Source organism: Anaerobacillus alkalilacustris, from assembly GCF_001866005.1.
Classification (GTDB): Bacteria; Bacillota; Bacilli; order Bacillales; family Anaerobacillaceae; genus Anaerobacillus; species Anaerobacillus alkalilacustris.
Genome location: NZ_MLQR01000004.1, coordinates 228,253 through 243,161, shown reverse-complemented (window position 1 = coordinate 243,161; position 14,909 = coordinate 228,253). Strand labels below are relative to the sequence as shown.

The 14,909-nt window shown below is 33.2% G+C and carries 15 protein-coding genes and 1 pseudogene; 5 read left to right on the top strand and 11 right to left on the bottom strand.

Going from position 1 to position 14,909, the window contains the following annotated elements; all coding sequences use genetic code 11:
* Positions 1–365: 365 nt before the first annotated feature.
* The 3 genes from BKP37_RS05845 to BKP37_RS05835 all read right to left on the bottom strand — a co-directional run bounded on the left by BKP37_RS05845 (position 366) and on the right by BKP37_RS05835 (position 2,495).
* Entirely contained in the window at positions 366–1,469 is a 1,104-nt protein-coding gene (locus BKP37_RS05845) for an ATP-binding cassette domain-containing protein (protein ID WP_071308740.1), read from the bottom strand.
* Between the two features lie 21 nt (positions 1,470–1,490).
* The gene (locus BKP37_RS05840; RefSeq protein ID WP_071308739.1) at positions 1,491–1,715 is read right to left on the bottom strand and encodes a YqgQ family protein; all 225 of its coding nucleotides are present in this window, start codon (positions 1,713–1,715) and stop codon (positions 1,491–1,493) included.
* A gap of 273 nt (positions 1,716–1,988) precedes the next feature.
* Positions 1,989–2,495, bottom strand: coding sequence for a hypothetical protein (locus BKP37_RS05835; protein ID WP_071308738.1), 507 nt, complete (start codon positions 2,493–2,495; stop codon positions 1,989–1,991).
* Positions 2,496–2,603: 108 nt separating this feature from the next.
* Here BKP37_RS05835 and BKP37_RS05830 point away from each other — a divergent pair, with 108 nt between their 5' ends.
* Positions 2,604–3,005 (top strand): YueI family protein, encoded by a 402-nt coding sequence (locus tag BKP37_RS05830; protein WP_071308737.1) that lies wholly within the window; start codon positions 2,604–2,606, stop codon positions 3,003–3,005.
* Positions 3,006–3,062: 57 nt separating this feature from the next.
* Here BKP37_RS05830 and BKP37_RS05825 read toward each other — a convergent pair whose 3' ends face one another.
* Positions 3,063–4,571: a spore germination protein gene (locus tag BKP37_RS05825; RefSeq protein WP_071308736.1), complete on the bottom strand. Its 1,509-nt coding sequence runs from the start codon at positions 4,569–4,571 to the stop codon at positions 3,063–3,065.
* Between the two features lie 127 nt (positions 4,572–4,698).
* Here BKP37_RS05825 and BKP37_RS05820 point away from each other — a divergent pair, with 127 nt between their 5' ends.
* Complete coding sequence (locus BKP37_RS05820) at positions 4,699–5,583, top strand: hypothetical protein (RefSeq protein WP_071308735.1); 885 nt, start codon at positions 4,699–4,701, stop codon at positions 5,581–5,583.
* Between the two features lie 46 nt (positions 5,584–5,629).
* Here BKP37_RS05820 and BKP37_RS05815 read toward each other — a convergent pair whose 3' ends face one another.
* The 5 genes from BKP37_RS05815 to BKP37_RS05795 all read right to left on the bottom strand — a co-directional run bounded on the left by BKP37_RS05815 (position 5,630) and on the right by BKP37_RS05795 (position 11,142).
* Entirely contained in the window at positions 5,630–7,204 is a 1,575-nt protein-coding gene (locus BKP37_RS05815) for a rhomboid family protein (protein ID WP_071308734.1), read from the bottom strand.
* 4 nt (positions 7,205–7,208) lie between these two features.
* Positions 7,209–7,946 carry an HAD family hydrolase gene (locus BKP37_RS05810; RefSeq protein WP_071308733.1) on the bottom strand — a complete coding sequence of 246 codons (738 nt, stop codon included), beginning with the start codon at positions 7,944–7,946 and terminating at the stop codon, positions 7,209–7,211.
* Between the two features lie 530 nt (positions 7,947–8,476).
* Positions 8,477–9,430, bottom strand: coding sequence for an L-lactate dehydrogenase (locus tag BKP37_RS05805; RefSeq protein ID WP_071308732.1), 954 nt, complete (start codon positions 9,428–9,430; stop codon positions 8,477–8,479).
* 123 nt (positions 9,431–9,553) lie between these two features.
* A complete protein-coding gene (locus BKP37_RS05800; RefSeq protein ID WP_071308731.1) occupies positions 9,554–10,570 on the bottom strand; it encodes a ThiF family adenylyltransferase in 1,017 nt (338 codons plus the stop codon).
* Positions 10,571–10,596: 26 nt separating this feature from the next.
* A complete protein-coding gene (locus tag BKP37_RS05795) occupies positions 10,597–11,142 on the bottom strand; it encodes a 5-formyltetrahydrofolate cyclo-ligase (protein WP_071308730.1) in 546 nt (181 codons plus the stop codon).
* A 410-nt stretch (positions 11,143–11,552) separates the two neighbouring features.
* Here BKP37_RS05795 and BKP37_RS05790 point away from each other — a divergent pair, with 410 nt between their 5' ends.
* The 3 genes and pseudogenes from BKP37_RS05790 (at position 11,553) to BKP37_RS05780 (ending at position 12,987) form a co-directional block, all read left to right on the top strand.
* On the top strand, positions 11,553–11,879 hold the full coding sequence (locus BKP37_RS05790) for an IS110 family transposase (RefSeq protein ID WP_071308729.1): 327 nt from the start codon (positions 11,553–11,555) through the stop codon (positions 11,877–11,879).
* Positions 11,861–12,652: pseudogene (locus BKP37_RS05785) on the top strand (IS110 family RNA-guided transposase); the annotation flags it as partial. The gene BKP37_RS05790 and the pseudogene BKP37_RS05785, both read left to right, overlap by 19 nt.
* 23 nt (positions 12,653–12,675) lie before the next feature.
* Positions 12,676–12,987: a transposase gene (locus BKP37_RS05780; protein ID WP_071308727.1), complete on the top strand. Its 312-nt coding sequence runs from the start codon at positions 12,676–12,678 to the stop codon at positions 12,985–12,987.
* Positions 12,988–13,912: 925 nt separating this feature from the next.
* Here the strand turns inward: BKP37_RS05780 and rpmG are convergent.
* A complete protein-coding gene (gene rpmG, locus BKP37_RS05775) occupies positions 13,913–14,062 on the bottom strand; it encodes a 50S ribosomal protein L33 (RefSeq protein ID WP_071308726.1) in 150 nt (49 codons plus the stop codon).
* Between the two features lie 224 nt (positions 14,063–14,286).
* Entirely contained in the window at positions 14,287–14,895 is a 609-nt protein-coding gene (locus BKP37_RS05770) for a hypothetical protein (RefSeq protein WP_071308725.1), read from the bottom strand.
* Between the last annotated feature and the right edge of the window lie 14 nt (positions 14,896–14,909).

Below are 14,909 nucleotides of genomic sequence, written 5' to 3'. Positions count from 1 at the left end.
CTTGCTGAAACGAGTTCACTATACATTACTTACTTACAAGTAAAAAACCAGAACTCCGACAAGAAATTCTGGTATTAACAACTACAACGAATTCAGTTTTTGTTTAATCAACCAAACACCATCGTAACTACTGCGCCAATTACCTAAAGTGACAATTGTAATTTTTTCCCCTTCGGTAACAAGTGGGAGTGTACAAACAGTGAAAATACTCTGATTGATTTAATACATGTTCAGCTTTAGACACTTCACCGCCCAATACTATCTTATTCGGGTAGTAGCATTTGATAAATTGGATATGCAACGGAAACAATTTATTAATTGTGCCACCAGTATCGACACCATAAACTACTGTTTATTTATAGAAATCAACTTCTTTGTTTTAGTATTGTTTCTGTTTTTCCATCAAAGAAAATAATTGATTTAAAAGGGAAATAGAGATGAATTTCACTACCTTCCTCAATTTTAATATCATGTTTTATTTTTGCAACTACAAGCTGCCCCCCAATATTCGAATAAATTTTGTAGTATCCACTCATTTTTTTTATAATATGAACTGGGGCCAGAAACGATACCCCCTCTTTACTTGAAGGGACTTTATCAACTATTTGAAAGTTTTTTGCTGGTACTCCAATTTGAAGCTCTTGTCCTTCATAGTATTGATGATTTTGCAGATATTGTAAAGGGATTTTGAAGGTAAGACCTTTCGTATGGAATTGAGTTCCTTTTATTATGCCGTTAATATAAGTAATCTCGTTTTCTGCGATATATTTTGCAACAAAAATATGTTGAGGATTTTCTAACATTTCTTTTATTGTTCCGCTTTGGACTATTGTTTTATTATGAATTAACATAATTCGATCACAAATAGGTAACCATTCTTTTACATAACTACTAAAAATAAAAACAGGTGACCACTTCCACGTTTTGGAAATCGATCTTATAACGGAAGAAATAATTTGCCTTTTACTATTAGGTAATTCATAAAATGGCTCATCTATAATCAATAGTTTAGGCTGAATGATCATTGCATATATAAATGAAACGACGACTTTTTCTTCAAGCGAGAGATCATTTATTAACTTGCCTAATTGTACCTTATATGGAAATAATTTGATTGTCTCAAGAATTATCTCTGAAATTTTGTTTTCCGGTAATTCTTTTAACTTTAAAGGAAATGATAAAAAATTAAAGATTGTAGTATCCTGTTCTAAATCAAAAAAATGTTTATGAATGAATGATATATTAGCATTGTAATCTAGAGTGTCTATTATTTCTTGACCATTTATTTGAATCGATCCTTCCCAGTCCTCATCGAAGCCAACAAGAATATCTTTTAATGTCTCCTTGCCCTCTCCAACTGGCCCTGTAAAAAGGATCCACTCTCTTTCGTTACATTCAATGGAAATATCTCTTAATTGAAAGTGATGGCCTGCCTTTTTCCACAAATTTTCAATTTTTAATAAGCGCATAAAAAATCACCTTTTTTATTGTTACTCACACTTAATCAAACTACTCTTGTCTGCTTGTTTATGGTTAGTTAATTCCTTCTTTACTATTATTAATCCTTTTTGTAATGTCAGAGCATCAATCATGTTCCATTCAAACAATTGTTTTAATTCCATTTCAAATAGATCAAGATCTCCTTCTCGATCACCTGTATAAATAAAAACACCATAATTTTGTAAAAACTTTCTTAAGTCATAGATTGAATTCATTTTTTATCTCCTATTTTATCTTTAAATTTCTTAATTCATTATTTTCGCCACTAAGACACACTAGGCAGTTACGTTGAACCGTTCGTACTGCCTAGACATTTATCTGAATTTTTATTAGGGTAAAAGACCCCCACCTCTCTAAGCGTAGCGTAGGTGGGATTTTCCAATCAAGTGGAGTAGACTCTCCACCTGATTTTCCGATGTTTCAGCTTGCTGAAACGAGTTTCACTCAGTTCGTTTTTGTTAATTATGAAATTTACTCGTCTAACTGTATTATACCAATTTAAAAAGACCGATGAAAAGAAGAGGTATAAGTGGTAACAAAATAAAAAAATGTGGATTTCTTTGTCGATATAAAATTTGGTATATAAACATAAAACCTAGGAACGTCCCAGAAACAAAAACAAGTGAGAAAATGAAAGAGACCAATATAGATAATTCCAGTTTTGCAAGTTCCATGCCTAGTATAAAAAAGAAAACCACAAAGGTACTTAATGTAACTGGTTCTTGTTTAATATATCCGAAAGCTGGGTCATATTTCCAAACTAAAAAGCCAATCATTACTAAACAGAAAATTCCAAATATAATACTGATTGCTGATTGACTAATTAAACTAGAAATTTTACTGCCAATAAACATACCGATTAATGAACTAAGAAAAAAAACGATCCCAACAATGAAAAATAATGTTTGATGAGGATCTATCCTTCTTGACACAAGTAAACCACCAGTTGACAAGCCTACACAAAATACTGTTAAAATAGATGATAATATGATCACGTAAACTCACCCCATATTGATTGCTTGTATTAGTTTATGTATCAAAGACAATATTAAGGACAAGAAACTTAAACTATAGTAATTTAACTTTGTGAAAGAAGGTTTATTATGGAAAAAAACAAATTACACCAAGTCTTAATGCAAGGAGTTTATGGTACTCCTGAAACTCTACCTGAAGAAAGAGCATTGTTTTTATCAACCATAAGTGAACGCATTTATTTAGCATTGACAAATAAGCAAGTGATGCATAAAGGGATCTACCCAGAGGTAAAAAAAATACTGCAATCGAAAAAAGATATCCACATGTTCGTTAACGGTGAATTATCTTACAGCCTTTATTCTATCTATATCAAAGAAGCAACAAAATTAAATGTGCCTTTTACTGTTGTTAGTGATGGACATGATACACCTATCGGGCTTGTCTTAGCCAGCAGTACAGCAATAAACGACGATAAAAACTATACTTTTTTTATTGAAGATGAAATTTTCAAAAAAGATATTATTAATTAAATCCAAAAAAGGGATGAGGTAATCCATCCCTTTTTTGGATTCATGTTCGAGAAAGTTTTACCTATCTTCATCTATTGGATGAATCGCTTTAGGCCGTTGTCTTTTTAAAGGTATTGGAGACCTAAAGATAACATCCCGAAAACTTCGTACAGAAAATGGTATAAACGGCCAGAAATAAGGAGTAGCATAAACTTTCATCGATGTTAGCAGTATAACTAATAAGGTTACTGATATTAAGTAACCGAAAACCTGAAACAATCCTGTAGCAATTAGAAGCCCCACACGTATTAAACGATTTGCTAAACTCAATTCATAACTTGGAGTTGCAAAAGTTCCTACAGCAGCCACAGATAAATAAAGGACAACTTCCGTAGAAAACAACCCAACATTTATTGCAACTTCTCCGATTAGGAGCGCTGCAACTAACCCTAAGGCAGTAGCTAAAGCAGCTGGAGTATGAATAGCAGCCATCCTTAACATTTCAATCCCTATTTCAGCAATTATGAATTGTGCTAATAATGGCACCGTTCCTGTTTCATTTGGTCCGATATATTCCATACCTTCTGGAAGTAACGCTTGGTTTTGTGCTAATAACAGCCATAATGGTAAAAGAAAGATTGATGACCATACGGCTGAAAAGCGAACAAGTCTAAGAGCAATACCTATGATTGGTTTTTGACGATATTCCTCTGCGTGCTGTAAATGGTGCCAAAATGTTGTTGGTGTAATAATCACACTTGGCGAACCATCAACAAAAATAATGACATGACCTTCAAAAAGGTGCGCTGCTGCTACATCAGGACGTTCTGTATACCGAACGAACGGATATGGATTATAGTGTTGTCCATATAAGTATTCTTCTATCGTTTTATCTCCCATCGGCAATCCATCTGTATCAATTTTTTCTAAGGCTTTTTTAACTTCAGTAACAACAATAGGGTCAGCTATATCCTCTATATAGGAAACACACAAATCTGTTTTTGACCTTCTCCCTACCGTCATATATTCATTTCTTAACGTTCGATCTCTCACTCGCCTTCTAGCTAACGCAACATTTAATACCAGGGTTTCAACAAAGCCATCTTTAGCTCCCCGTATAACTTGTTCAGTATCAGGCTCCTCAGGACCTCTGACTGGATACGTCCGTGTGTCAATAATAATAACTTCATTAATTCCATCTACAACTAGCGCTGCTGGCCCTGCAAGTACTTGGTCAACTACTTTATTCAAGTCCTTTTCTGTTTCTATTTCTACATAAGGAATTTTAGATTTTATTAGTGTATGTAAAATATCACTGGTAAGAGCCTCTTCATCTAATACCATTAATTCTCTTTGAATTTGAGTAAGTGACTCATCTTTAGCAAAGCCATCAACAAGAAAAAATGTCATTCTTTTTCCGCCGTACTCTAAATCTAGTTTAATCAGATCAAAACTCTTATCAATTCCTAACTCTCTCGTTAGATAGGCGTTGTTTTGTTCAATGTTTTTAGATGCAGGATGTTGAATTTGTTCATTTTTCACAATTTGCCCCTCCACTTCAATTACATTTTTCACTAAAAAAACCATTTCCATTCACTTAATTTTATGTGCCCCAAAATTAGTATGATTCGATTTAATTCAATAATCTATATTTTTTTCATAATTGTTTCTTAAATATCATAAAGTAAAATAGGCTGTCCAAGGAGGGATTAAGTTGAAATATTTAGTGGTCATCTTTATTGTCATTGGCATCATATTTAGTACTTCAATTTTTTTTCATTCAACAAATACCACAAATGATTTGAATAAAGAAGTAATCGTTAATTCTCCAATCGATCAAAACAAACAATTTTCAAAGGTTTCTACAACATTAAAATTAATGGAACAGGATGATGAAGATGAGTATACTATCGAATGGCAAACCTCCTCTGAAATTAGCGATAAAACATATCTAAGTCAAGATATTTCACTTTTATTTGAGGATGGTCAGCTAAAAGAAACCATGACTGTAGTAAAGGAAAACAGTCACATACTTCAACAAAAACAAAAAATTAATGGAGAAGATAGTGGGCATTTCGAAGCCGTTACTTTTCATTATGGACAGACTCATTATCCAAATGATGTAATAAAAAGTATACAATCGATGAGTTATGATGAGCTATATATTTTAGATTCGCCTTTAAGTCCAATAGAATATTTCAAAACACCAACAACACCTTCTGAAATAGAAGGAAAACGTATATTAGATACTATTATTCAGCAAAACCTAGAGTATACTTGGCAAGAATTAATTGAATATTTCAATATCCCTCTTTCTAATTATTATTCAGTACCTTTAACAGAATTATACAAGTACTATCAACAACCACTACCAAAATTAACGATAGAGGAAACGGAAGAAATGCTGGCATTAACATGGAGTGCTATTTACAAGTATTACTTTTTAGGAATAGAAAAACATAACGGGACCATAGTTAGTCCCGTTGATAGCTCCGTCCCACTTATCCTTTTTAATAAGTCCAATTCTCATATTCTAATAATTTTTACGAGCAAGGATGGTGAAAAATATAATATTATTAAAAATACAGGACGATTTTAGGAGTATAAAGAGATAGTCGTGGGACCTTAGTCATTCGACATCACATTTAACCCTTTACGTTCTCTATTTTCTGTTTTATCGCATCTCTTAATTTTTGATAGTCTTGATTGTTTGGTTCTAATTCGAGTGCACTTTGCACTGCTTCAAAAGCATCAACATATTGTTTGAACTCATAGTAAATAAGCGCTAAATTAAAATGGGCTTCATGCAAAAAAGGACGTTGCTCTACTGTAATTAACAAATTTTTCTCGGCGTCCTTTAATAATCCCATTTTTGCTTCACTATAAGCCAACAAGAATTTCACCTCGACAATGTCAATATCACTATCGACTGCGTTTTTTAACAAAGAATAGGCGCGTTCAATTTCGCCACGTTGCAATAGTTCTTGAGCAATCTGAACATTAATTAAATGGGTTGTTTCAGTTTCCTGGTTTGTTGAAAATCCATAGAATAGCAGTAAACTTACAGAAATAGTAGTGAATATAAAAGCCGAAATTTGCTTTACCCTAATTTTATGTTTTGGTAAATGAAAAATCGAAGATGCAAAAAAGCCACCAATTAAACCACCGATATGTGCACTATTATCAATTACCGGAAGCATAAAACCAAGCACTAAATTAATTAACAATACAACTATGATATTGACACCTATTTTTCTAATAAACAGTTTACGATAAATAATTCCAAAATAAAGTAGTGCACCAAAGCATCCAAATATTGCTCCTGAAGCACCGGCTGATATCTGATGATTAAAAGCAAAACTACTAATTGATCCTATAACACCAGCGAAACAATAGATCATAATAAATCGAGTTGTTCCGTAAATCCTTTCAACCGCACTTCCTAAATAAAACAAAGCGAGAGAATTCATTAATAAGTGAAAAAAACCAATATGTAAGAAAATTGCAGTGAAAAAGCGCCACCATTCTCCTTCAATAATTAAAGGATCATACTTTGCACCAAATTCAATTAAAGTTAATAGACTTTCACTACTTCCATAATACTCAATAACACCAAATACCCCTATTATCATTACAAGAAGTATATATGTAAAAATAGGTTTTCCGTATGTAAATAGCGCATTTTGTTTTTTCAAGCGTTGATCTGAAATAGATAAAACTTCTTGACGATAATGCTGAATTTCCTCTAAATTAAGAAAGTGTTGTTTTACATTTACTCTAGGTAATTTAACTTTTAGTGCCTCGCTAACATTTATTACTCCAAATTGATTTCCTTTTTCACCATCAATGATATAACTTGATATCTTAATACTCTTGTTTTTTATTATGAATCTTTTTTCCAATAAATTGTTATTTTTATATAAACTATCTATTGGTAAGTAATTTGAAACATAAACATTATGTATTTTGAGGTGTTTACTTTTCAGCTCTTTTCGAATTCCATCTCCCCGTATAGCTAAATTTTCAATATCTCTTCCGATCATGTTACTCCAATTTACATCTTGTCGAACTATTCGAATAACCGTAGTTTCCTTAAAATCCTCTTTTTCAAGCCAATATTCACGTTCATTATCAGCAACTTGAATTACACTCATCCCTTCCTGACAAACAAGATAATGAATAAGTCGCCAAAAATAAATATCTTGACTTAAACTTTCCATATTTTCATCCTTTCAATCTGTTTTCTGTAACAATAATTTCCAAAACATTCTTCAAGCACTCTACTGTTGCCATAGGAACGTGAGAACTTGTAGGAGTTTCATTCCTAGTATTTAAAAAGATCGCATCCCATCCAGCCTCTAAGGCTCCTACAACATCATGGTCCCATGAATCTCCTATGAAAAGACACCCAGCTTTTGACTTTAAATGTAGTTTTGCTAAGTTGAAAATTTTTGGATCTGGTTTTGATAATTTTACTTCTGCTGAGATGAAAATACAATCATCCGGTATCCATTGCCCAAGATTTAATTTAATAATTTTATTATATTGAGTATCGGATTTTCCATTTGTAATAATACCGATCTTAATACCGGCTCCTTTTAACACTTCCATTAGTTGGTATAGATAAGGGTATGGTTCACTAAAGTCGTCGACAACATGTTCATAGAGTTCATGAAATTTATCGGCATCACTCTCATTCAAAGATAAATTAACTTGATCAATCGTTTGCAAAAATCTTTTTCTACGATATTCCTTATGGGTTAATGTTCCATTTTCATAATCATTCCAATACTTATCACAATTCTCCTTAAAGATAGTAAAAATTTCGTTAATACTATTTGAATAGTTGATATTTCTTTCTTCAAAAATTGAATGAAAACAAAAAGAAATGGCTCTTTCAAATGCATTTTCATGACTATAAAGAGTGTTATCTAAGTCAAAACAAATCGTATTCCAACGCATAAAGACGAACGCCTCCATATATTAGTAATAAAAGCCCCTCTAATCACGCTCAATTTCTCTTCTACCACTCCTTACTCGTTGCATTGCGCCCCGAAGTAATTCAAGTTAAACAATCAAAAAGGAGAAGCAGACGATCTTTCCTATCCACCTTCTCCTTGGAATTTCTATAATAATTTATATTGGCTGCTTTCAAAATAATTCAAATTTCTAAAATGGCATAAAACGAGATAAAAAACGACCTCGAACGAAAGGTATTTGTAGCGCGCCTGAAACTGCCAAACGTCTAATCCAGCTAGTTCCAATAATAGTATTTATTATTCGATAGCGATACTGATAGATAAAGAAAGCCGACAGAAAAGAAATTAGCATCGTCATGAAAAAATTATTATTGTTATTATTATTAAACATTGTCTAATCACTCCTTTTTATCATTTTTTGATTAAAAGAAGTGTTTTATTCTAATATCTTAAAATGGAAAAAATAGGCTCACAACTTTAAAAAGTTATAAACCTATTCCATATTAAGAAATGTTAATTTTTGATTGGTCCCATGGCATTTTGTAATACATTTGCAGAATGATGCAGCTTTTCTTTTTCTTCATTACTTAAATTAAGTTCTAATACTTCTCTAATTCCACTACTATTGACGACTGCAGGAACACCAATATAGATATCCTCTAAACCAAATTCACCTCGTAGTAATGTTGAGACCGTTAAAATAGAATTTTCATTTCGTAAAATCGCTCTTGTTAAGCGAACTAATCCCATGGCAATTGCGTAATGTGTTGCACCTTTACGTTCAATAATATGATAAGCTGCATCACGAACATTGATAAATATCTCATCAAGATCCTTAAGTGATCGCCCTTCTTCTTTATGTTCTTCAAAATAACTCATTAGCGGCTTTCCACCAATGTTCGCATGGCTCCAAACAGGTAATTCCGTATCTCCATGTTCACCCATAATGTATGCATGGACATTTCTTGAATCAACATCAAAATATTGACTAAGTAAGAAACGCAAACGCGCTGTATCTAAAATTGTACCCGATCCAATGACTCTCTCCATCGGTAAACCTGAATATTTCCAAGTTGCATAAGATAATATATCAACTGGGTTAGTTGCGACTAGAAAAATCCCATCAAACCCACTCTTCATTACTTCGCCAACTATACCTTTAAATATTTTCGCATTCTTCTCAATTAAATCTAATCTGGTTTCGCCTGGTCCTTGATTTGCACCTGCTGTAATAACAACAATATCAGCCTCTTTACAATCCGAGTATTCACCAGCCCATATTTTCATTGGAGAGCCAAATGGCATACCATGATTTAAGTCCATGGCATCACCTATTGCTTTTTCTTTATTTAAATCAAGTAGAACCATTTCATCTGTTATTCCTTGATTTAATAAAGCAAAAGAATAACTTGACCCTACAAACCCTGTTCCGATAACAACCACTCTTGTTGTTTTATTACACTCCATATAGAAATACCACCTTTCAAACATTCTATTTTTTCCAAAAACTTTTTTAATGCAATACCTTACTCTTATTATTCGGAAGAAATTTCGCTTCTTAGAATTGTTTTTTAGTTGTCCATTTCATCCTTATACTCCAATATACCTTGCATACAAATTTTTTGCTCGAATTATGTCTTCAGTACCTTGTACTAATGTTCTTCCATCAGGGAATAACACTAATCTCTCTCCTTCTGTCAATTGAGCACGAAGTAAAAAAGGCGTTTTAGTAATTTCTGCAACTTTGGACAATTTTGTTGCCCATTCATCTAAATCTAATCGGTGCCCCATATTTATTTGTACCGTTTCTCTACCACATAATGAAGTAACTGCTTGTTCATTTGCTTCCTGCAATGCAGGGTACTCCTTAAGACTACATGTAGGACACGTATCTTTTTTCTTAGAGAAATTCATCTCATATATATGATGCTTCCACACATCAAAAGTTATTAAACTTTTTCTTTGTACATCATGGTTTCCTGTTAAGTATTTTAAAGCTTCAATTGTTTGAAACGACGCAACAATATCAACGACAGGAGAAATTACTCCAATAGTATCACAAGTTTGTCCGGTTGAATTACCACTTCCAATAAAACAACGTAAACAAGGAGTAACACCAGGGATAAAAATCGCCGACATTCCCCTAGAACTAACGGCACCACCGTACACAAAAGGTACTCCAACTTTATAACATGCATCATTTATTAAAAAACGTGTTTGGAAATTGTCGGTACCATCCAATACTAAATCAACACTATCCATCAAATCGTCAATATTTTTTAATGTTACATCTGTTACAATCCCTTCAACTATGACCTCTGAATTAATTTTTTTTAATCTTTTTTCGGCAGCAACAGCTTTAGGTAATGCTTCTAAAACATCATCCTCATCAAATAACATTTGTCTTTGTAAATTACTTTTTTCAACATAATCTCGATCAGCAAAACGAACATGACCAACACCAGCACGGACTAAATGATTGGCTAACACTGTCCCTAGTGCACCCATTCCTACAATCAGAACTTTTTTTGATGCCAATATCTTTTGACCTTCTTCACCTATCGGTTGAAATAAGATTTGCCTAGAATATCGTAAATTGTTATCCATGAAGTCTCCTCCATACCCTTTATTTTTTATGTATTACATATTACCTTATCAACTGCTATGTCATGATGTTCATTAGGAACTTCGTTTACAATTTGAAAATGAAATGCTAATGAAATTTTTTTGTTTTTATAATTTATTAAGTAGCGATCATAATAACCACCACCGTATCCAATTCGAAAACCTCTTGTATCAAAAACAACACCTGGAACGACTAGTAAATCAATATTTTCTTTAGCAACAAATGTAGTTTTAGTCAAAATTGGTTCTTTTAAAGAATAAAAACTTTCCTCTAGATCTGTGAAAGAGTTTATTTCATAAAACTTCAGCTCTTTTTCTTTTGGAAAACACTTTGGGACAACGATTCTCTTATTTTGTCTCCAACCTTCTTCTATAATTGATTTTGTATCAACTTCTCTTTGGGTAGAAATTGTTATACCAATTGTCTTTGAAGATTTCCACTCTTCACTAGCGATAAACCTTTTTTTTATGGTACTAGACAATTCAAAATAGTCTGCATCTGACATTTCTTGTAAACATTTTTTCACTTTTTTACGCAAGTAAGTTTTTTTCATTTTTACCTCACCTAAAAATAGCTATTTACTAACTATTTATAACATAAAATTTAGATAGAAACTTTTTTTAACCTTGAACCTTTCTTTCATTATACTTTATTCCATTCATCAATTTAAACTTTTTGCTTCATAAGAAACACACATGATTTATTACTCACACCCCGGACATGAAAATTAATTTTCTCCGGGGTTTTCCCGTTTACCCATTTACCTATAATGATTAATGCTATGGAAAGTACAATTCACGTGCGCCTTTGTGGTGGTTCGACCCTGAATAAGAAACTGTTTGGAATTTGCTTTGTGTACACCCCTTTGTTGACTCTTCATTTTGAAGAAGATCACGTACAGAAAAATACTGTTTGTTCAAGCTTATTCCACTTTTCATAGACACTAATTTGGAGGTAATAGTTATGGACACAATTATCACTCATTGTGCCGGAATGGATGTTCATCAAAAAGAAATTGTTGTCTGCACTTTGACAGGTACAAATGATGATTCCATCCAAAAAGAAACTAAAACATTTTCTACACTTACTAAAAGCTTATTTGATCTTCTAAAATGGTTAGAAGAAAAAGAAGTCACTCACATTGCCATGGAAAGCACAGGTATCTATTGGAAACCAGTATATAACATCTTAGAAGGATACTTTGATATTACATTGGCTAATGCTCAACGAATTAAAAATGTTCCTGGCCGTAAAACCNTCATCAAAAAGAAATTGTTGTCTGTACTTTGACAGGTACAAATGATGATTCCATCCAAAAAGAAACTAAAACATTTTCTACACTTACTAAAAGCTTATTTGATCTTCTAAAATGGTTAGAAGAAAAAGAAGTCACTCACATTGCCATGGAAAGCACAGGTATCTATTGGAAACCAGTATATAACATCTTAGAAGGATACTTTGATATTACATTGGCTAATGCTCAACGAATTAAAAATGTTCCTGGCCGTAAAACCGATGTATCTGATGCAGAGTGGATTGCTAAACTTCTTCGGCATGGTCTAATTGAAAAGAGCTTTGTTCCAAGCCAAGATCTCAGAGAATTACGTGATTTAACTCGTTTAAGAAAAAAATGGATTGGAAATTTAACTGCCGAAAAAAATAGAATTTCCAAAGTGCTTGAATGTTCTAATATCAAACTTGGCTCTGTTATTTCAGACATTTTTGGTGTCTCAGGACGCAAACTACTAAATCAACTAGTTGATAAGGGTTATCTTGATGCAAACGACATCAACGCTAACATCCACCACTCACTAAGAAAAAAAGCTGATACTATTTCAGAATCTCTTTTCGGTACATTAAATGAACATCAAATTTTTATGATTAGATGTTCTTGGCACCATATAGAGTTTTTAGAAAAATCAATTCAAGACTTAGAAAAACAAATTGAACTTCTCCTTCAAAATTACCAGGAAGATAAAGAGATACTTCTAACTATACCAGGTATCAAAGATCATACTGTGGCCAGCATTATTGCCGAAATTGGTACAGACATGACTCAATTTCCTTCCTCAAGACACCTTGCATCATGGGCAGGAGTAAGTCCTGGAAACAATNATGTTCTTGGCACCATATAGAGTTTTTAGAAAAATCAATTCAAGACTTAGAAAAACAAATTGAACTTCTCCTTCAAAATTACCAGGAAGATAAAGAGATACTTCTAACTATACCAGGTATCAAAGATCATACTGTGGCCAGCATTATTGCCGAAATTGGTACAGACATGACTCAATTTCCTTCCTCAAGACACCTTGCATCATGGGCAGGAGTAAGTCCTGGAAACAATGAAAGTGCTGGTAAAAAAAAAGTTCTAAAAACATTCAAGGAAACCCACATATAAAAACAGCACTTTGTGAAGTAGCCTGGGCAATATCAAGATCAAGGAAAACAGCTATGTCATCAGTTTTTTGGACTCTCTCTGCAAGAAGAGGAAAGAAAAAGGCTTTACAAGCAATTGCACATAAAGTTCTAAGAATTATATACACGTTACTACTCAATAAGCAGAATTATTCAGAACCCGGATTACCTAAATAACTAGTAACTATGAACGAATATGCTGTTAGGGGTGTCTTAAAAAAAACATTGTAAGCACCCTTTATTTCCTATTGCCTTTTTTGTTTAAAAAGTTCTTTCAAGCCTAACCTACTTCCTTAATAACACGACTTTAGCTTTTTTATTTTCACAGAAAAAGCGCAAGGCGCCCGCCTATCGGCGACAAACACTGGAAGACCTGCTCGTAGCGGTCGGGTTTTTTGACCGAAATCTATGTGCTTCTGCGTCTTCTAGCATAGCTTCGTAGCAAGCTTCCTCGAAGCAAAACTGCATGAGGCTAATCGACGAAGTATCTCAAGCAGTAATTGAAGTCCGTTGCTTGTCTGAAGTGATCGAGCCGATGGCGCCTGGAGCTAGACAGTTTTCAAGTTAGAAATTTATTAATTCTGATACTTCAAGAAAAGCGCAAGCGCCTTGGTCACGAGCAGCTGCTCCTGTGCCACTCCGTTTGCTCGTCGCAAAGCTGCTTCGTATTAAGCTTCCTCGAAGCAGTGTTTTGTGCGACGAGTAACCGCAGGAGCAATTGTTTTCGTGCGACGAGTAACCGCAGGAGCAAAGCTGCATGAAGCTATTCAGAGACGTTATTCAAGTAGTTATTGAAGTCAGTTGCTTGACTGAAGTGACCGAGATCGTAGGCGCTGAAGCTAGACAGTTTCCAAGTTAGAAATTTATAAATTCTGATTATGTAAAAAAAAGTAAGCAGAAAGATCTGCTTACTTAGTTTCGCGATGCAAAGTATATTTCTTTAGTCTCGGGCTGTATTTTTTTAACTCAAGACGATCTGGGTTATTACGTTTATTTTTAGTAGTGATGTAATTACGATCACCAGTTTCTGTACAAGCTAATGTAATATTTACACGCATTCTTCTTCCCTCCAAACATGCTTTACTTCAATCATACTTTTAAATAATAGCAAAATTCCCCTAAACAATCAAGCATTTCTTTAAACGGTAAAGTGGGGATTTACAATCATTCGATCGCGTTAGGGAAGGCAAACATAAGTATAATATAAAGGACTAGCAAGGATAGACTTCGACTTCACTTAATAAAAATGAAAAAAATTATCATTTTTACCTGAATAAGGATTTCACGTTCCAAATTCCGTTTCATTCGGTAAGTTTAATTGAATAAATCGATTTTTTTTCATAATTTCATACTTGGAGCTTCCACTACATTGCCAAAAATATACTTTAATTTCCTCTTTAGCATCCATTTCTCCTTCTAAACTATAGATACTTTTTGAGCTTCTTAATGAAAATGGTTGCATAAAAATTGTTCCGTTTTGTAGACAATCAGTCTCATCAAAATTTGTACAATATTGAACAATCCCTCTTCTTTTTAGTCGCCCATTTAATAGAAAGTAATACCCATCTACATTATGAACCATAGCTTGAAGAATAGGTGCAAAAAAGGTTATTTTCTTATCATTTTTTTTTGAAAATAAAGGATTACAAAAAACTTTTATCTGTCGAGTATCACAATTTAAATTACGAAACGTCATTTCTTGCAAAATGGTTTTTTCTCTATAAATTACTTGAAGACTAATTATTAGGTTCATGTTATTGTTTTCATATATAATTTTATCTTCTTTATACTGACAACTCCAGCTATCTAACCAAGTAAAATGTCCATCAATCCAAACACCGTATTTTACTATTTCAATTTCTTCATTATAGTATTGAGACCTCTGCTTCATTGTCTTACTAACAC